The 16,045-nt window shown below is 61.8% G+C and carries 17 protein-coding genes; 8 read left to right on the top strand and 9 right to left on the bottom strand.

From position 1 onward, the window contains the following. Positions 1-53 precede the first annotated feature (53 nt). From JJE66_RS23495 to JJE66_RS23485, 3 genes are all read right to left on the bottom strand, one after another. Positions 54-242 carry a hypothetical protein gene (locus JJE66_RS23495; RefSeq protein WP_200516856.1) on the bottom strand — a complete coding sequence of 63 codons (189 nt, stop codon included), beginning with the start codon at positions 240-242 and terminating at the stop codon, positions 54-56. Between the two features lie 367 nt (positions 243-609). Next, positions 610-1,050, bottom strand: coding sequence for a CBS domain-containing protein (locus JJE66_RS23490; RefSeq protein WP_200468512.1), 441 nt, complete (start codon positions 1,048-1,050; stop codon positions 610-612). 848 nt (positions 1,051-1,898) lie between these two features. Continuing rightward, the gene (locus JJE66_RS23485; protein WP_200516855.1) at positions 1,899-2,393 is read right to left on the bottom strand and encodes a hypothetical protein; all 495 of its coding nucleotides are present in this window, start codon (positions 2,391-2,393) and stop codon (positions 1,899-1,901) included. Positions 2,394-2,414: 21 nt separating this feature from the next. On the opposite strand from JJE66_RS23485, the gene JJE66_RS23480 reads away from it, so the two are divergent. The 4 genes from JJE66_RS23480 to JJE66_RS23465 all read left to right on the top strand — a co-directional run bounded on the left by JJE66_RS23480 (position 2,415) and on the right by JJE66_RS23465 (position 5,145). After that, positions 2,415-3,491, top strand: a complete 1,077-nt coding sequence (locus JJE66_RS23480; protein ID WP_200516854.1) for a flavodoxin family protein — start codon at positions 2,415-2,417, stop codon at positions 3,489-3,491. 70 nt (positions 3,492-3,561) lie between these two features. Beyond that, positions 3,562-4,515 (top strand): cation diffusion facilitator family transporter, encoded by a 954-nt coding sequence (locus tag JJE66_RS23475; RefSeq protein WP_200516853.1) that lies wholly within the window; start codon positions 3,562-3,564, stop codon positions 4,513-4,515. A 116-nt stretch (positions 4,516-4,631) separates the two neighbouring features. Continuing rightward, positions 4,632-4,961 carry a four-helix bundle copper-binding protein gene (locus tag JJE66_RS23470; protein WP_200516852.1) on the top strand — a complete coding sequence of 110 codons (330 nt, stop codon included), beginning with the start codon at positions 4,632-4,634 and terminating at the stop codon, positions 4,959-4,961. A gap of 10 nt (positions 4,962-4,971) precedes the next feature. Next, positions 4,972-5,145: a hypothetical protein gene (locus JJE66_RS23465; RefSeq protein WP_200516851.1), complete on the top strand. Its 174-nt coding sequence runs from the start codon at positions 4,972-4,974 to the stop codon at positions 5,143-5,145. Here JJE66_RS23465 and JJE66_RS23460 read toward each other — a convergent pair. Then, positions 5,108-5,875: a DUF72 domain-containing protein gene (locus JJE66_RS23460; protein ID WP_200516850.1), complete on the bottom strand. Its 768-nt coding sequence runs from the start codon at positions 5,873-5,875 to the stop codon at positions 5,108-5,110. The genes JJE66_RS23465 and JJE66_RS23460 overlap by 38 nt on opposite strands. Positions 5,876-6,163: 288 nt before the next feature. Here JJE66_RS23460 and JJE66_RS23455 point away from each other — a divergent pair, with 288 nt between their 5' ends. The 3 genes from JJE66_RS23455 to JJE66_RS23445 are packed head-to-tail and all read left to right on the top strand — an operon-like array spanning position 6,164 to position 10,298. After that, the gene (locus tag JJE66_RS23455; RefSeq protein ID WP_200516849.1) at positions 6,164-7,558 is read left to right on the top strand and encodes a cytochrome c; all 1,395 of its coding nucleotides are present in this window, start codon (positions 6,164-6,166) and stop codon (positions 7,556-7,558) included. Continuing rightward, a complete protein-coding gene (locus tag JJE66_RS23450; RefSeq protein WP_200516848.1) occupies positions 7,555-8,049 on the top strand; it encodes a (2Fe-2S)-binding protein in 495 nt (164 codons plus the stop codon). Before JJE66_RS23455 ends, JJE66_RS23450 begins: the two co-directional genes overlap by 4 nt. Next, positions 8,046-10,298 carry a molybdopterin cofactor-binding domain-containing protein gene (locus tag JJE66_RS23445; RefSeq protein ID WP_200516847.1) on the top strand — a complete coding sequence of 751 codons (2,253 nt, stop codon included), beginning with the start codon at positions 8,046-8,048 and terminating at the stop codon, positions 10,296-10,298. Before JJE66_RS23450 ends, JJE66_RS23445 begins: the two co-directional genes overlap by 4 nt. Positions 10,299-10,391: 93 nt before the next feature. Here JJE66_RS23445 and JJE66_RS23440 read toward each other — a convergent pair whose 3' ends face one another. Next, complete coding sequence (locus tag JJE66_RS23440; RefSeq protein WP_200516846.1) at positions 10,392-11,132, bottom strand: spermidine synthase; 741 nt, start codon at positions 11,130-11,132, stop codon at positions 10,392-10,394. 239 nt (positions 11,133-11,371) lie between these two features. Here JJE66_RS23440 and JJE66_RS38180 point away from each other — a divergent pair, with 239 nt between their 5' ends. Then, positions 11,372-11,695, top strand: coding sequence for a helix-turn-helix transcriptional regulator (locus JJE66_RS38180; RefSeq protein ID WP_246756516.1), 324 nt, complete (start codon positions 11,372-11,374; stop codon positions 11,693-11,695). Between the two features lie 139 nt (positions 11,696-11,834). Here JJE66_RS38180 and JJE66_RS23435 read toward each other — a convergent pair whose 3' ends face one another. Genes JJE66_RS23435 through JJE66_RS23420 form a run of 4 tightly spaced genes read right to left on the bottom strand, consistent with a single transcriptional unit; the run spans position 11,835 to position 16,041 of the window. Then, positions 11,835-12,392, bottom strand: coding sequence for an NADH-quinone oxidoreductase subunit B family protein (locus tag JJE66_RS23435; protein ID WP_200516845.1), 558 nt, complete (start codon positions 12,390-12,392; stop codon positions 11,835-11,837). A gap of 9 nt (positions 12,393-12,401) precedes the next feature. Continuing rightward, positions 12,402-13,913, bottom strand: a complete 1,512-nt coding sequence (locus JJE66_RS23430; RefSeq protein WP_200516844.1) for an NADH-quinone oxidoreductase subunit C — start codon at positions 13,911-13,913, stop codon at positions 12,402-12,404. 17 nt (positions 13,914-13,930) lie between these two features. Further along, entirely contained in the window at positions 13,931-15,382 is a 1,452-nt protein-coding gene (locus JJE66_RS23425; RefSeq protein ID WP_200516843.1) for a hydrogenase 4 subunit F, read from the bottom strand. After that, the gene (locus JJE66_RS23420) at positions 15,379-16,041 is read right to left on the bottom strand and encodes a hydrogenase-4 component E (RefSeq protein ID WP_200518709.1); all 663 of its coding nucleotides are present in this window, start codon (positions 16,039-16,041) and stop codon (positions 15,379-15,381) included. The genes JJE66_RS23425 and JJE66_RS23420 overlap by 4 nt, the downstream gene beginning before the upstream one ends. Positions 16,042-16,045: the final 4 nt, after the last annotated feature.

Here is a 16,045-nt window from a genome sequence, read left to right as displayed (position 1 = left end):
GGTTCAGGGCAGCGAGGCCTGAGACGCGTTCAAGGATGCTCGGTTGGCCCGCACTACCAATGGCCAATATCGACCCCGAAGCCGAAACGCGGGCCACCGTAGTATCTCGGACCCGCATAGACGCCGAAACCTGGGCCGCGCGGACCATAGTAATCGTCATAGTAATCACGCTCGATGTAGCGTGGGCCTCCGGTCCGATAGCAATTGCCGTAGTCGTCGCAAACCAGTCTCGCCTGCTGCACCCCGGTTGTTCCCTCCGTTATCTCGGACGAATGAACCAGAGGGGCAGCAAAGCTGCTTGTTCCCGTTGCGCACGCAACTGCCAGCACGGCTGACCATAGAACTCGGTTCATGTTGCCTACTTTCGCTAGGTGCGCGTGGACAACCCTCCAGCGCCTCATGGGTTTCCGACTTTCTCGCCCGCAAAAGAAGACCCCGCCACCACATGATGTGAATGACGGGGCTCGGGCTTTCGCTCTTCAAGGATTGCGCCTTTGAAAAGCTATTTGCTCTGTGTTGATAACATTGGTCCTTGGCAGTCGTTCCCCGAAAATTTTCAAGGTGTCAGCCCGCGGACTCCACTGCTGATCTTAAGCTCGACCTATTGCCTTAGCCGATGACCGAGCCCGCGTGTTGTCCGCCTGGCTGCGAGATTCCACACAGGGCCGTTGTTGCGCCGTCGCCTGCCTTGGAAACGGCAATATCGCCAAGCGCAATGATGCCGACCAACCGCTTGTCTCGATTGAGCACGGGCAACCGCCGCACCTGAATATCGGCCATGTTGCGGGTAATCTCATCGAGGTCCTGGTCTTCGAAGCAGTATTTGACATCGGTGGTCATGACATCGCGCACCAGCGCATCCGGACCTCGGCCCATCGCTACACCGCGTGTAGCAATATCGCGGTCGGATATCATTCCCACCAAACGGTCGTTGTCTGCCACGGGCAGGAGTCCAACATTGAGCGCCGTCATCGCCTCGGCCGCATCCCTGATGCTGTCTTGCGGAGTGCAGAGCTGAACGCTGGGAGTCATTGCATCGCAAACTCTCATTGAAGCCATCCTTTCACTGATTGGCCGCCAACCAAAATCGAAAGCAGAGGTTCCTTTTATGGCTCGAAATCACGATGTCGGGACTTCGGGCAATCGGCTGCAAGACCCAACACACGCTATTGCCCGCCCGGAAGGTCGAGGTGGTTCATGGCGGTACCAGCCGAGCCTTGTGCTGCAATCGCCGCGTGGTCCCCGATGTTCCCATTCGATCTAGAATCGAACGTCTCGGCGACAGGAACGTCGCTGCCAATGCAGCATTTCGTCCGGGGCAGTATTCAAAGGAGAAGGCACATGACCCCATTCAGCAGTCTTCGAGCAGCGGCTGTTTGCTGCGGACTGTTGATAGGTTCCACAATGGGCGCATCGGCGGCGGTGGTGTGCACCGGCGACGTTTGTTGGCACACTCACGAGCGATACGCTTATCCACCTGGTGCTGGCGTGATTATTCACGAGGACTCCTGGAGGGCTGGTCCGGGTATCACGTTCCGCGAGCACGAGGGGCGAGGCTACTGGCGCGGTGATGATTGGGTGGAGTGGTAGTCCGCTCGGGACCGTCCCGGCTCAAGCCGGGCCGGTCCTGACTTGCTGCGCGGGATCTGCATACCCGGTGCGATACCGCGCCCGGCGGTATCGGAATCTACCTCTTTGGCAGTTTTGGTTCGATTTTGGGCTACAAGACCTTGCGTTACCTGACGGACAAAACACGCTAGGCGTGGGGCAATGTGCGCGGCCAAAAATATTCCACTTTACCGAAATTCGGAAACGGCGTATGTGTCGCTTACTCCGGTCCAAGGAAGAGGGGCGATCGCGATCGTCACGAACGCGGGCTGGATTGCGGTGGGCGTGGGTCACATCGGCGCGAAGGGTTTTGCAGGGCGGGCAACCGTGAGCGAGGCTGTCGCGCGCACGACCGGTGTGATCGGCGTACGGCAAAATCGTGTGGTCCTGGCGCCCGGAGCCTGTGCGCCAAGTCTGTGGTGATGCGTGCTGTCCGACCGGACATGCGCATCAGTCATCCGCAAGGCGACGGGGGCAATAGTGCATCGCTCCCCGGGGAGATCACGACATAAGCCGTCAAACCACTGCGCAGGGAAGGCCGGATGTTTTGGCTTCACCTGTGTGCCGCTGTGCAGTTCTTCTATCTGCAATTTCGCACAGTGGACCGCGGGTGCCAGCCGGCACCCGGTCTTCCCTGCACCCTCTTTCAATTGAGGGTGAAGCATTGAGGTAAAGCTCGGGCGTGCCGCGCCGCGAGAACGCGAATTCGCGTCCTGATCGCGGAAGGGATCGGCGAAGATCGCGCCGAGGAACCGCACCGTGGTCTCTCGGGTTGGCACGATCATACCAATCTCACGAGGAGCAGCATGACGGAACCGGACGTTCGCAAAGGGATGCCGCCCGTCAAGCTGTCGCGCGAGGCATTCGAGCGGCGTTACAGAAGCCAGTTCATCGATCCCGCCTTTGCTTCCCTTAAGCGGGAGCTCGATGCGATCGTAGGCGCGGCCTGGGACGCTTACAGCCATTCGCGCAAGTCGCCAGTGACGCGGAAGGCGGGCCCTGGCTTCGCCGATCCCGACTACGATCTTGCCACGGATTGGCTGGCAACGCGCGCCGCCATTATCGAGGCGCAGCGGCGGCACGACGATGCCAGTAGCGTGCCGCGGATCCTCATCATCAACGGCTCAGCCCGCAGCGAGCACACCTGTCCCGGCGAGATGTCCAAGACCTGGCGCATGGTCAATCTGGCCGAGCCCGTTTTCGCCGAGATGGGTTTTGTCGTCGATATCCTGGATCTGTCGCGCCTCACGTCCGAGCTTGGCGTGAACATCCACCCTTGCAAATCCTGCGTCTCCACGGCCATGCCGCTGTGCCACTGGCCGTGCAGCTGCTATCCGAACTATTCACTCGGCCAGAGTAGCGACTGGATGAACGAGATCTACCCGCTCTGGGTCGGAGCGCACGGCATCCTGATCGTGACACCGGTGAACTGGTATCACGTGCCGGGCGGACTCAAGGCGATGATGGATCGTCTGGTCTGCGCCGACGGCGGTAATCCCGATCCGACATCGACGCACGGCAAGAAAGTCACCGAGGCCAAGGCACTGGAGCTGAAGGGCTGGCCCTATCCGCGCCATCTCGCCGGGCGCCATTTCGGGCTCGTCGTGCACGGCGACAGCGTCGGCGCTGAAGGCGTGCGTAGAACCTTGTCCGACTGGCTGACCGACATGCACCTGATCTCCGCCGGCCGCTTGGGCGAGATGGACGGCTATGTCGGCTACATGGAGCCGTACGCGACGTCGCATGACGATCTGGATGAAGACCGTGCATTCCAACAGCAGGTGCTGAATGCAGCCCGCGCGTTGGGCCACGCCGTGAAGCTGGCTCGGAGCGGGCGGCTCCAGCACCCCGGAGCCGGCCTGTCCGATCCAATTCCGAAGTGAGACCGCCGAACCGCTCGACGTCCGACCGGTGCGGATGGACTCGGCGATGTGAACAGAGAGTTTTGGTGAAATGGCCGCAGAAGGATCGTCGAAGACTATCGTCTATGCTGCGCTCGTCGGCAACAGCCTGGTTGCGGCCACCAAGATCGCAGCCGCCGCCTGGACCGGAAGCTCCGCGATGATGAGCGAGGCCGTGCATTCGGTGGTCGATACCACCAATGAGGTGCTGCTGCTCTATGGTTACTACCGCGCGAGCCGTCCGCCCGACGAATCCCATCCGCTCGGCTACGGGCGCGAACTCTATTTCTGGAGCTTCATCGTCGCGCTCCTGATCTTCGCGCTCGGCGCCGGCGTCTCGCTCTATCAGGGCGTCCTGCATGTGACTGCACCCGAGCCGATACAGGATCCCGTCATCAGCTTCGTCGTGCTCGGCCTATCGTTCGTGTTCGAGGGCGTCTCGTGGCTGTTTGCGTTGCGCCACTTCGGGTCGGAGCACGCCCGGCTTGGCTGGTACGAAGCCTTCGTGCGCAGCAAGGACCCTCCGGCCTTCATGGTGCTGCTGGAAGACAGCGCCGCGCTGGTCGGTATCGTGATTGCGGCTGCAACGACCGCCGCGGCGATGTTGCTGGCGCAGCCGGTCTGGGATGGCGTCGGCTCGATCCTGATCGGCCTCCTGCTCGGGGTTGCGTCCATCGGGCTCGCAAGAGAGAGCATGAGTCTCTTGATCGGCGAGCCCGCTCATACGGAACTGTCGCGCTCCATCCTCGATATCGCACGTCATTCGCCCGGCGTGCTTCGGGCCAACGGACTCCTGACCGTGCAACTATCGCCGGCCGAAGTCGTTGCCGCGCTGAGCGTCGAGTTCGCGGACGACAGGCGCGCTGATGACATCGAACAGTCCGTCATCTCGATCGAGAATGAGATCCGCAAGCGACATCCTAGCGTCGCAGCCTTGTTCATCAAGCCCCAGACCAACGCGCGCTACCGCGCCGTTCGTGCGCGGCGCCGGGGAACGAGGTCCTAGAGCGCTTTCAGAGGAGGAGATGAAGAGAACGCAACCAAGTCTGGCTCCAGGAACCAAGCGCTGCGCGTGGCTTTGGTTGGCGGGGCGTGTCTCCAGGACAATGGGAGTTACTATAGATGGCCCGTATCGAAGATATGACCCGTTGTATCGAGCTCTGCATGAGCTGTTATCAGGCCTGCCTCGGCACGGCCATGAACCACTGCCTTGAGACCGGCGGAAAGCATGTCGAGCCGAAGCATTTCCGCCTGATGATGGCGTGCGCCGAAATGTGCCGGACATCAGCGCACTTTATGCTCATCAACACCCCGCATCACAAGCATACCTGCGGCGAGTGTGCCGAGATCTGCGCCGAATGTGCGCAGGACTGCGAGCGCCTTGGCGGCATGGATGAATGCGTCGCGATGTGCCGATCGTGTGCCGAGTCCTGCCGCGCCATGGCGACCTGAGGGAAAGCCGATGCTGGAAGAAAAACTCAAGGAAGCAATTTTGGACGAGTTGATGCGTCAGGCGGCCAACCGGCCGCAATCGCTGAAGGTTGAAGGTTCCTCGGAGGAGCTGATCGTCAACGGAAAGGTCGATCTTGCCGATCTCGTCATGGTGATCGCCGGTTCGGTTGCGGGTGGTCCCTGAGCGTGGGCTCGAGCAACGCCTTCAGCTTCCGCGCATCGGCTGGCGCTGCGCTCTTCTGGTCGTTGTCGAAATAGACATAGACGTCGCAGCCCTGCCGCTTCCAGGATGTGATGCGCCTCGCCCATTGCGCGAGCGTGGGCTTGGTGTAGTGGCCGTGGTAACGCCCGCTTGGGCCGTGACCGCGCACATAGACGAAGTCGGCTGTGCGCTTCCAGGGCGCCGGTGCATCGTGATGATCTGACAGACAGAGCGAGATGTTCTCGTCCGCCAGCATCCGCAGGATGCGGGATTGATACCAGCTCGGATGCCGAAACTCGAAACTGTAGCGGCGCTTCTTCGACAGCAGCTTGAAGAAGGAGGCAAGCCTGTCGGCATTGGCTTCGAACTGCGGCGGCAGCTGGAACAGGATCGGACCAACCTTGCCGACAAGTAAGGAAGCGCGATCCTCCAGCAGCGCGAGGCTGTTTTCGCTGGCATCGGACAGACGCTTCCAATGCGTGATGAATTTGGACGCCTTCCAGGCGAAGATGAAGTCCTCGCCGGTCTGCTCCCGCCAAGCCTTCACCGCCTCGGGCGTCGGTGTGCGGTAGAAGACACCGTTCAGCTCGGTGGTCTCGAACTGGCTGGCGTAAAAACGAAGCTGCTGTTTCAGCGGCAAACCTTCCGGAAAAAAGGAGCCGCGCCAGGACTGGTAATGCCAGCCGGACGTGCCGATCAGGACGCGTGCCATGTTCGAATGCCGTCATGAACTGCGATCTTGTGAAGCCGTGAATCCAGCGGAGAACGCGTGGGTCGCAAATACGTTGCTTGCGACGTTGAAGACACTCCGTCCGATGTCGCAACGAAACCATCCCGGGGTTAATTTCGGTCGGCAACTATATGAACTGCATTGGGACTAAATGCGTTGTGGGACGTGCAATTCCAGCTTCGGTCCTGACGAGAAAAGCCGGTGGGACGCTGTGAGGAACTCGGGCGATCGGGCGCCGTTGTCAAATTCAGGCGCGGCGGACACGTGTGGATGGTCTTATCTCGGCTGATCGGCTTGGTGGTCTTGCTGGTCGTGCTCGTATCCGGCAGCTACGGCGTGTTCGCTTGGCATTCCGCGATCCCCGCGATCGATCCGCCAAAGGCATCCAGTTTCGATCCGGAGCTCGTGCGTCGCGGCGACGTGCTCGCGTCGATCGGCAACTGCAACACCTGCCATACGCGAGCCAACGGGCCGAGTTTCGCCGGTGGATTGCGGATTCCGACCCAGTTCGGGTCGATCTTTACGACCAACATTACACCTGACGCCGAGACCGGAATCGGCCGCTGGTCGGAGGCGGCGTTCGCGCGGGCCATGCACGATGGCGTCGACCGGGAAGGCCGACATCTCTATCCCGCGTTCCCTTACGATCACTTCACGCACGTCACCGGCGAAGATATCGGTGCGCTGTATGCCTATTTCATGACCCGTCAGCCGGTGCGCGCGGAGGCACCTCCCAACGATCTCCGGTTTCCCTTGAACTTGCGCTTTGCGGTCGCCGGCTGGAAGCTCCTGTTTTTCCGCCCGGGCGTATTTCAGCCAGACTCTCAGCGTGATGCGGCGTGGAATCGCGGCGCCTATCTCGTCGAGGGCCTTGCCCACTGCGGCAGTTGCCACACCCCGCGCAATACCCTCGGGGCTGAGCAGCGCAACAAACCCTACACTGGTGGTGAGGCCGAGGGCTGGACCGCCTACGCGCTGAACGCCAACTCGCCGTCTTCCGTCCCCTGGGACAAGGATGCTCTCTTTCACTATCTCCGCCACGGCTGGCATGCCGCGCACGGCGCCGCGCGCGGTCCCATGGCGCCGGTCATCGACAATCTCGGCGTGCTGCCCGACGACGACCTTGCGGCGATGGCCACGTACGTCGCCGACATCGCCGGCCCACCTTCGCTTGAGCGGGCGCAGCGAGGACGCGCAATCCTCAAATCCACGACCGAGGTTGGTCGCGGCGCGGGATCGACGAGCGGCGACACCGAGACCACGACACCGACGATGACGACCACGGGCGGTGCCATCTATACCGCGACCTGCGCACCATGCCACGAGAGTAGGCGCGCCGTGCCGTATGGCGGAATCGATCTGGCGCGGAGCACGGGGCCGAACGGCCCCACGGCCCGCAATCTGATCAATGTGGTGCTTTGGGGCCTGCCACCGTCCAATGGTCTGCGCAGCCCGATCATGCCGGGCTTCAGCGAGGCCATGAGCGACGAGCAACTCCGGGCTCTCGTGACCTATGTCCGGCAGCGGTTCAGTGACGGACCAGCCTGGACGAACATTGATCAGGACATCCGCGATGCGCGCACCGGCAAGTTCGACGTCGGCATCTATCCGGCGCCGAGCACCGATCCGGCTCTCGGCGTCGTCAGCCAGCGGGAGGTGCGATGATCAAGCTCATCGGCAACGGGCACGAGCACACGCTCGGTGCGGAGCCCGATACTCCTCTACTCTATATCCTGCGCGACCAGCTTGGGCTGAACGGCCCCAAATTCGGCTGTGGTCTTGGCCAATGCGGCGCATGTACGGTCTTGCTCAATGGCGAGGCGGTGTTTTCCTGTCTGACGCCGCTGCTGCTCGCTGCCGGCAAGGAGGTGACCACCGTCGAAGGCTTGGGCACAGAGGGCTCGCCAGGCCCGATGCAGCGTGCCTTCATCGAGGAACAGGCTGCGCAGTGCGGCTACTGCATTGCCGGCATGATGATGCGGGCGCAGGCACTCCTGAGAAAGAATTCCAGCCCGTCGGATGTTGACATCCGAACCGCGATGGAGCCGAACCTCTGCCGCTGCGGGACCCATATGCGCATCATGCGAGCCATCAAGCGCGCAGCAGCGCTGATGAAGACGGCGGACGCCGGCACAAGCGGGAGGGCGTCGCCATGACCGGCATGCCCGTCGTTCTTTCCCGTCGGCATGTTGTCGCCGGTGCCGGTGCGCTGATCGTCAGCTTCGCCGCGGCGCGGGTGCTGGCACAGGAGGACGGTGCGGCCCAGCATGTCCCGTCCGGTGCGCGCGTGCCACCGCCGGAGTCCTTACCCGGCAGCCTGAAGCATGCGCCGTTGCTCGACAGCTGGATCCGCATCGACGCCAACGGCGCGATCACGGTCTTCACCGGAAAGGCCGAACTCGGGCAGGGCATCAAGACCGCGCTGCTGCAGGTGGCGGCCGAACAGCTCGATGTGCCGCTTGCGGCTCTCGCCCTGCAGACCGCGGACACCGCGCTGACCGCGAACGAGGGATTTACGGCTGGCAGCCATTCCATGCAGGACAGCGGTACCGCCATCCTGCATGCGTCTGCCCAGGTCCGGATGCTCCTGATCGCCGAGGCCGGCCGGCGTTTGGGTCTGCCGGCAGATCAGCTCAAGACCAGTGGCGGGGCCGTGACAGCTCCGGATGGACGCAAGCTGTCCTACGGCGAGCTCGTAGCCGACCAGATGCTCCACGTTCGGGCGCAGCCGAACTCACCTTTGAAAGATCCAAGCACCTTCGCGGTGATGAACATCGCGGTGCGGCGCGTGGACATTCCGGCCAAAGTCACCGGCGGCGCCGCCTACGTTCAGGATATGCGACCACCCGATATGGTGCACGCGCGAATTATCCGGCCGCCGAGCTACGGAGCGCGGCTGGTTTCGATCGATACGAGCCAGGTCGAGAGGGCGCCCGGCGTGGTCAAGGTGGTGCGCGACGGCAATTTCCTCGCCGTCATCGCCAAAGGCGAGTATCAGGCGGTCAAGGCGATGCGGCGTCTCGCGGCCGCGGCGACGTGGGAGGAGCATGCCACCTTGCCGCGGCTCCCTGAGCTGCGTGACGCCATCACCTCGCTGCCGTCGCAGGATTTCGAGATCCTGAAGCAGGGGCAGCCGGGGGGCAGCGGCGGACGCAGGCTCGAGGCCAGGTTCACCCGGCCCTACCAGTCACATGGCTCGATCGGACCATCGTGTGCGGTGGCGCAGGCCAGCGGAGACGAGGTGACCGTCTGGACCCACACCCAGGGCGTCTTTCCTGACCGCGATGCTATCGCCGAGATGCTGCGCCTGCCGAAGGAGAACGTCCGCTGCATTCATGTCGAAGGCTCCGGCTGTTATGGACACAACGGCGCCGACGATGCGGCAGCGGATGCCGCGCTGATCGCGCGCGGCTATCCCGGTGTGCCGGTGCGTGTTCAGTGGATGCGCGAGCAGGAGCATGGCTGGGAGCCTTACGGCCCTGCCATGGTGACCCATCTCGCGGCCAGCCTCGGAGAAGACGGCGCGATCCGCGACTGGTATCACGAGGTCTGGAGCAACACGCATTCGATGCGGCCCGGCGGCGCGGGTTCGCTGCTGGCAGCTCAGCACCTCGCTGATGCGTTCGCCGTCCCCGCGCCGAAGCCGCTGCCCTTGCCCGAGGGAGGCGGCGACCGCAATGCGATCCCGCTCTACAAGTTTCCGAACGCACGCGTGGTGCACCACTTTTTGCCGACGATGCCGCTCCGGGTTTCCGCGTTGCGGGCGCTCGGCGCCTACATGAACGTGTTCTCGATCGAGAGCTTCATGGACGAGCTTGCCGAGGCGGCAGGTCAAGATCCGGTCCAATTCCGCCTGAAGCACCTGGAGGATCCGCGTGCGCGAGACGTCGTCGCAGCCGCCGCCGAGAAATTCCGCTGGAGCAGTTATCAAAGGAAAGCCGGTCGCGGCCGCGGCTTTGCATTCGCCCGCTACAAGAACCTCGCGGCCTATTGCGCGATTGCGGCTGAAGTCGAGGTCGACCGCGACTCCGGCCGCACGCGGCTCGCGCGCGCCGTTGCCGCAGTCGACAGCGGGCAAATAGTCAATCCCGACGGACTGGTCAACCAAGTCGAGGGAGCGATCCTGCAATCGGCGAGCTGGACGCTGTATGAAAGCGTCAGTTTCGACGACACGCGCATCACCAGCATCGACTGGTCCACATATCCGATCATGCGGTTCGCTCAGGTGCCGGACAGCATTGAGGTTCACCTCATCAACCGGCCGGGGCTGCCTTTCCTCGGAGCAGGCGAAACCGGCCAAGGCCCGGCGGCCGGGGCGGTCGCCAACGCGGTTGCGGACGCGATTGGCAAACGGATAAGGGACCTGCCGCTTAGCCGCGAGCGAATCAAGCAGGCATCGATATAGCGACGCGTGCGCCCTTCTCCCCCACGTTGGCCGGTCCGATTCTTGGCGAAGACGCAACTCCAACGCTGGTGATCCGGACTTCCTGCCTTTCGCTCATGAGGACCGACGCAGCGATCCAAGATCGTATTTGCGAAGCCTGGACCTGCGGACGACCCACTTTTCATCGGAGGCTTGCAGAATGCGCATCAGCGGCCCCGGTGCAGGCAACACCTTTTCGGGAAGGCAGGCGATAATGGCGTTTCGATCGCTGACTCCAGGCTCGTCCACGATCCATGAATGGAGTTCGTTCCCTGAAAGACGGGCGGTAATGCGGTCTGGATTCGGATCGATGTCATGCACGACCAGAGCGTTCATCACGACGCGCCCAGCTGGCGCCAACCGAGATCGAATTGCGTCGCAAGTCCATTCGTCGAATTCGGTCGCGAAAGAGAAGCCAGGGCCGCCCACGTCGATTGCGATCGCATCGTACGAGCTGCGGCAATCGCGAACGTAGCTTCGGAAGTCCGACGTGATGCAGACGATGTCGCCAGGCAGGCCGAAGAATCTACGCGCGATCGTGAACGAAAGCGGATTGATATCGACGACTGTCACATGCTTGCCGAGTCTTGTCAGGCGTGTCGCGAGATTTCCGCCGCCGCAGCCGAGTATCAAGACGTTGGCGGACCGATCGAGAAAGGTCTCCATGATGTTGATGTATGTAAACACACTCTCGCCGTTCGGCGTAGCCTGGCTTTGCCGCACGCCCTCTTCGGAATAGACGCGGGTGCCGTCGTGCGAGCACTCGACAACGTCGATCTGTCCATTTTTGCCTTGAAATCTACCGAGCAGGAGCATGCCCAGACCCACCTGTGAGGGCTACTAGGCCGTCGCCCGGCGCTTGTCGTAGCATAACTGCAAATACGGTAGAAAGTATGAGAAAGACAGCGATATGAGTGCTTATAACGTTATGACTAATGTTTAAGACATCTTGTCTAGTCCGTTTTGATATATTGCATATATGTTTCGATACTTGAGAACACGATTTAGATCGTATATACTACTCTTTACCGTCTCAAGGGCTGGCTTCTTTTCTGATGATCACCTCAAATCAACTTCGGGCCGCAAGGGCCCTTCTCAACATCGATCAGCGCAAGACGGCGGAGCTCGCGGACCTTTCGGTGCCTACAATTCAGCGGATGGAGGCGAGCGATGGTGTGATCAGGGGCAACGTGGACTCACTCATGAAGCTTGTTTCGGCGCTGGAGGGGGCCGGCATTGAGCTTATCGGGCCTGGCGGATCGAGTACGTCGGGCGGTCGGGGAGTTCGACTCAGGGAGCATATCGGAACCCCGAAGATGATCCGTCCCCGACAGCCTAAGGCCGGCGCGTCGCGGGCGGCCGTGGCAAGGACCCGATAGTCTGGAGAGTTTGACCAGCTGCAGAAAATTTGACCACGGCGGTGACGGCGCGACGCGCGGGTTGGATAGCGGCGGCGCGACAACCCCAGTTTCTCCGGAGCCAGCAGGGCGGGGCTGTTACGCACCGTATTCATGTGCCTCATTCATGTGCTTGGCCGCCACGGCTCGGTGTCGCGGCCTTGTTGGCCGCTTGATCGAGGAGAGACAAAAGTCCCTGCAAGATCGTTGCGGGTGCCGGCGGACAGCCAGGAATATGAAGGTCGACGGGAATAACCCGTGAGACGCCCCCGACCACTGCGTAGCTTCCGGCGAAACACCCGCCGTCGCGTGCACAATCTCCGACGGCTACAACCCATTTTGGATTGGGCATTGCGAGATAGGTGCGCTCCAACGCGTCGCTCATGTTCTTGGTCACGGGCCCGGTGACCATAAGCACGTCGGCGTGGCGCGGTGAGGCGACGAACCGAATGCCGAAGCGTTCGACGTCGTAATAGGCGTTGTTCAAAGCGTGAATTTCAAGCTCGCAGCCGTTGCAGGATCCTGCGTCGACCTCCCGTATCGAGAGACTTCTACCGAGCCGCGACCGCGCAGCATGCTTGACCGCGGCCGCGAGTTCTTCGACGGCAGTTTCGCTCTGGGAGGGCGCTTGCTCCGTAAGCGGACCTCTAAAGAGACTCTGAAAGAGAAGTTTGCGCATCGCCTCCCCCTAAAGGTCGTGTCCGGAATAGGAGCAATTGAACGATTTGTTGCAGAGTGGAAAATCGGCGACGATATTGTTCTCGATCACCGCCTCGAGCAGCGGCCATTGGAACCATGATGGGTCGCGTAGGTGGCATCGTTCTACTTGGCCATCCCGTAGGCGGAGCCAGACCAGGATGTCACCCCGGAATCCCTCGACGACAGCCATGCCCTCCCGTGGCTCCCGCCGATGCCCGGCAAGGGTGCCCGTTGGGCCCTCGGGAAGGCGGTCCAATATCTGGTCGATCAGTGAAACACTCTGCTCGACCTCGCGTATCCGGATCCAGACCCGGGCGTTGACATCGCCCTCGTTCAGAACCGGCGCGTCAAAGCTCAAGCTGTCGTATGGCGGATAGCCAAGGGCTTTGCGCGCGTCGAAGGCGCGCCCGGAGGCGCGGCCGACGTAACCTCCGGCGGCATATTGCCTGGCCAGCGCAGGTTTGAGCACGCCGGTATCGACCGTACGATCCTGGAGCGACGCGGTGTTGTCGTATAGTTCGAGCAAGGCCGGAAAACGCCGGCGGATGTTATCCAGCATCGACTGGATGGCCTCTATCCCTGGATCGTCGATGTCGCGGGTCACGCCGCCGGGTACAATGATATCCCGCATCAATCGATGGCCGAATACGTTACGGGATGCGCGCAGGACGCTCTCGCGCAGGACGCTGCAATGAGCGTGCATGAGTGCGAATGAGGCATCGTTGCAGATTGCGCCGATGTCGCCGAGATGGTTGGCGAGCCGCTCGAGTTCCGCCATCAGGGCGCGTAGCCACACGGCGCGATCCGGCACAATGAGTTCCAGAGCCGCCTCGGCCGCCCGCGAAAACGCGTAGGAATAGGAGGCGGTGCTGTCTCCCGATATGCGGCCCGCAAGCTGCGCGGCCCGTTCGAGACTAGCTCCAATCATCAACCCATCGACACCCTTGTGGGTATACCCAAGCCGCTGCTCCAACCGAACCACGGTCTCTCCACTGGCCGTGAAGCGGAAATGTCCGGGTTCGATGATGCCTGCATGCACCGGACCGACGGCGATCTGATGCAGGCCGTCGCCTTCCGCCGCCAAGAAACGGTATGGAGCCGCCATCGACAACGCCTTGACGCGATCTCCCAGCGGGAAGCGGATACCCCAACGGTCGTGATCGAGCCAGGGGCGGGCATCGGGCAAACCTTCGGCCGATAGTCCGAACAGATCGTGGATGGTGCGCTCCAGTCGAAGGGCCGGCCGGTGGTGCTTGGCAACCGAAGGATAGTTGCGTTCGGGGCAATCGAGGCTGACTATCGCGATGTCAGCCGTATCCCCGTCCATGATAGCCATGTGCACCGTAGACGGCTCACCCCAAAGGCCGAGCAGGCTCCAACGCCCATGGGCGAGTTCACTGGCTGCAAATTCCCACACCGAAGCATCGACCGTCGCACGCGGCCACGGGTGATGCTGCTCTATCGCGCGGCCCTCCAGGGTCAGATCAATCAGCGACGGCATATCTCGTTATCTCCAGACTATCCAAGCAGGCGGGCCACGTGCTGGAACCAGACCACGAGCGGCGCGGGAAGATAGATTCCCGCGCCGAAGACAAGCGCAAGATGCGCAAACATTGGCACGTAAGAGGCTTCCGCAGGCTTCTTGCTGCCGCGGGGTTCGCCGAATGCAACGCTGGTCAGGCGCAAAGTCAATGCGCCGAACGCAAGCAACAACCCGAACACCAGCGCGAGAGCGAGCAGCGGCTGCCGCGCAAAGGTTGAACTGACCACGAGAAATTCGCTCATGAAGATGCCAAGCGGCGGCAGTCCGGCAATCGCGACGACGCCTATGACCAGACCCCAGCCGAGCGCCGGATGAGTCACCGTCAGGCCCCGGATATTGGCGATCCTCTGCGTGCCTTTGATCTGCGAGATATGGCCGACCGCGTAGAAGATTGCCGACTTGGTCAGGCTGTGCATCACCATGTGCAGCAGCCCGGCAAAATTAGCGAGCGGGCCCCCCATTCCGAACGCAAAAACAATAATGCCCATATGTTCGATCGAGGAATAGGCGAACAGGCGTTTGATGTCGCGGCGGCGGTAGAGCATGAACGACGCGAAGACCAGCGAGAGCAGGCCCATCGTCACCATCAAGGGGCCGGGAGCGATCGCCGCTGGATTGGCGGTAAGCAATATCTTGAAGCGCAATAGCGCATAGAGCGCAACGTTCAGCAGCAGCCCCGACAATACCGCGGATATTGGCGTTGGACCTTCGGCGTGCGCATCAGGCAACCAGGCATGCAGCGGCGCGAGCCCAACCTTTGTCCCGTATCCGAGAAACAGGAAGATGAAAGCGACGTTAAGCAGGGCAGGATCAAAATTCGCTGCATGTTGGATCAACACCGTCCAAACCATGCCGTCCTGGCCCTCACCCACGATCGGACGCGCCGCCATATAGACCAGGATCGTGCCGAACAGCGCGAACGCTATTCCGACACTGCCCAGGATGAAATATTTCCACGCCGCCTCCAAAGCGGCGTGGGTGCGATAGATGCCGACCATCAGCACCGTCGTCAGGGTCGCGACTTCCACCGCCACCCACATCAGACCGATGTTGTTCGACGCGAAAGCGAGGTTCATGCCGAACATCATGGTCTGATACATGGCGTGGTAGAAACGCAGGTAGACCGGGGTCAAGCGCCCTGTTTCGATCTCGTGCGCAATGTAGCTCGCGCTGAAGACGCTGGTCGTGAAACCCACGAACGTATTGAGCACGATGAAGACGATGTTGAGATCGTCGATCTGCACGTACGGCCCGGGCTGCGGACGTTCGATCACGAACAGCGAAAGCGCCGAAAGAAATGTCGCCAGGCTCGCAACGACGTTTAACCGCGCTGTCAGCCGGTAGCCGGGCAACGCGGCGAGCAACACTGCCGAGCCGATCGGAATCAGCAGGACAGCCGTTACAGGATCGAAGGAGAATACGCTCATCGCCGCTCGCCCCGGAAGTCGTCGAGTGCGGAGACGTCCACGGAATCGAAGCGCTCGCGAATTCGGAATAGGAAGATGCCGATGACGATGAAGGCGATCAGGATCGAGAAGGCTACGCTGATCTCGACGACCAGCGGCATACCTTTGGCACCGGTAGCCGCCAGCACCAGTCCATTCTCAAGCGACATGAATCCAACGACCTGACTGACGGCATTGCGCCGCGTCACCATGACCAGCAGCCCGAGCAGCACGACCGACAGTGCGAAGGCGAGATCTTCGCGCGCGAGCGGGTCGGCATCGGCGGTGACCCGCAGCATCAGAACCATGGAGAGGGCAACCAGCCCCATCCCGGCCAGCATGGTCGGGCCGATCCCCACGGCCGACTCGATGTCCCGGTGAATCCCGAGCTGCTGGACGATGCGGTGCAGCGCCACCGGGATAACGATCGCCTTGAAGACGAGCGCAATCGCCGCGGTCACGTAGAGATGAGGCGCATTCTGGATATAAGCCTGCCAAGCGACGGAAAACGCGAGCACCAACGCGTGAAGCGCAAAGACGTTGAGCAGCGAATAAAGCCGGTCCTGGTACAGCATCATGAAGCTGATCAGGACCAGTCCGCCGGCGAGCGTGTGCGAGACGTCGAAGGAGAGGCTGTGCATCTGC

Source organism: Bradyrhizobium diazoefficiens, from assembly GCF_016612535.1.
Lineage (GTDB): Bacteria > Pseudomonadota > Alphaproteobacteria > Rhizobiales > Xanthobacteraceae > Bradyrhizobium > Bradyrhizobium diazoefficiens_C.
The sequence above is the reverse complement of the archived record's forward strand: the minus strand, read 5'-3'. Positions and strand labels throughout refer to the sequence as shown.

Bases quoted from the DNA above. Each gene is read 5' to 3' on its own strand.
- JJE66_RS23420 (WP_200518709.1), bottom strand. From the start codon at position 16,041: ATGCACAGCCTCTCCTTCGACGTCTCGCACACGCTCGCCGGCGGACTG.
- JJE66_RS23465 (WP_200516851.1), top strand. From the start codon at position 4,972: ATGCTGGAAGAAAAACTCAAGGAAGCAATTTTGGACGAGTTGATGCGT.
- JJE66_RS23445 (WP_200516847.1), top strand. From the start codon at position 8,046: ATGACCGGCATGCCCGTCGTTCTTTCCCGTCGGCATGTTGTCGCCGGT.
- JJE66_RS23450 (WP_200516848.1), top strand. From the start codon at position 7,555: ATGATCAAGCTCATCGGCAACGGGCACGAGCACACGCTCGGTGCGGAG.
- JJE66_RS23480 (WP_200516854.1), top strand. From the start codon at position 2,415: ATGACGGAACCGGACGTTCGCAAAGGGATGCCGCCCGTCAAGCTGTCG.
- JJE66_RS23470 (WP_200516852.1), top strand. From the start codon at position 4,632: ATGGCCCGTATCGAAGATATGACCCGTTGTATCGAGCTCTGCATGAGC.
- JJE66_RS23455 (WP_200516849.1), top strand. From the start codon at position 6,164: ATGGTCTTATCTCGGCTGATCGGCTTGGTGGTCTTGCTGGTCGTGCTC.
- JJE66_RS23425 (WP_200516843.1), bottom strand. From the start codon at position 15,382: ATGAGCGTATTCTCCTTCGATCCTGTAACGGCTGTCCTGCTGATTCCG.
- JJE66_RS23460 (WP_200516850.1), bottom strand. From the start codon at position 5,875: ATGGCACGCGTCCTGATCGGCACGTCCGGCTGGCATTACCAGTCCTGG.
- JJE66_RS23485 (WP_200516855.1), bottom strand. From the start codon at position 2,393: ATGATCGTGCCAACCCGAGAGACCACGGTGCGGTTCCTCGGCGCGATC.
- JJE66_RS23475 (WP_200516853.1), top strand. From the start codon at position 3,562: ATGGCCGCAGAAGGATCGTCGAAGACTATCGTCTATGCTGCGCTCGTC.
- JJE66_RS23490 (WP_200468512.1), bottom strand. From the start codon at position 1,050: ATGAGAGTTTGCGATGCAATGACTCCCAGCGTTCAGCTCTGCACTCCG.
- JJE66_RS23435 (WP_200516845.1), bottom strand. From the start codon at position 12,392: ATGCGCAAACTTCTCTTTCAGAGTCTCTTTAGAGGTCCGCTTACGGAG.
- JJE66_RS38180 (WP_246756516.1), top strand. From the start codon at position 11,372: ATGATCACCTCAAATCAACTTCGGGCCGCAAGGGCCCTTCTCAACATC.
- JJE66_RS23440 (WP_200516846.1), bottom strand. From the start codon at position 11,132: ATGCTCCTGCTCGGTAGATTTCAAGGCAAAAATGGACAGATCGACGTT.
- JJE66_RS23430 (WP_200516844.1), bottom strand. From the start codon at position 13,913: ATGCCGTCGCTGATTGATCTGACCCTGGAGGGCCGCGCGATAGAGCAG.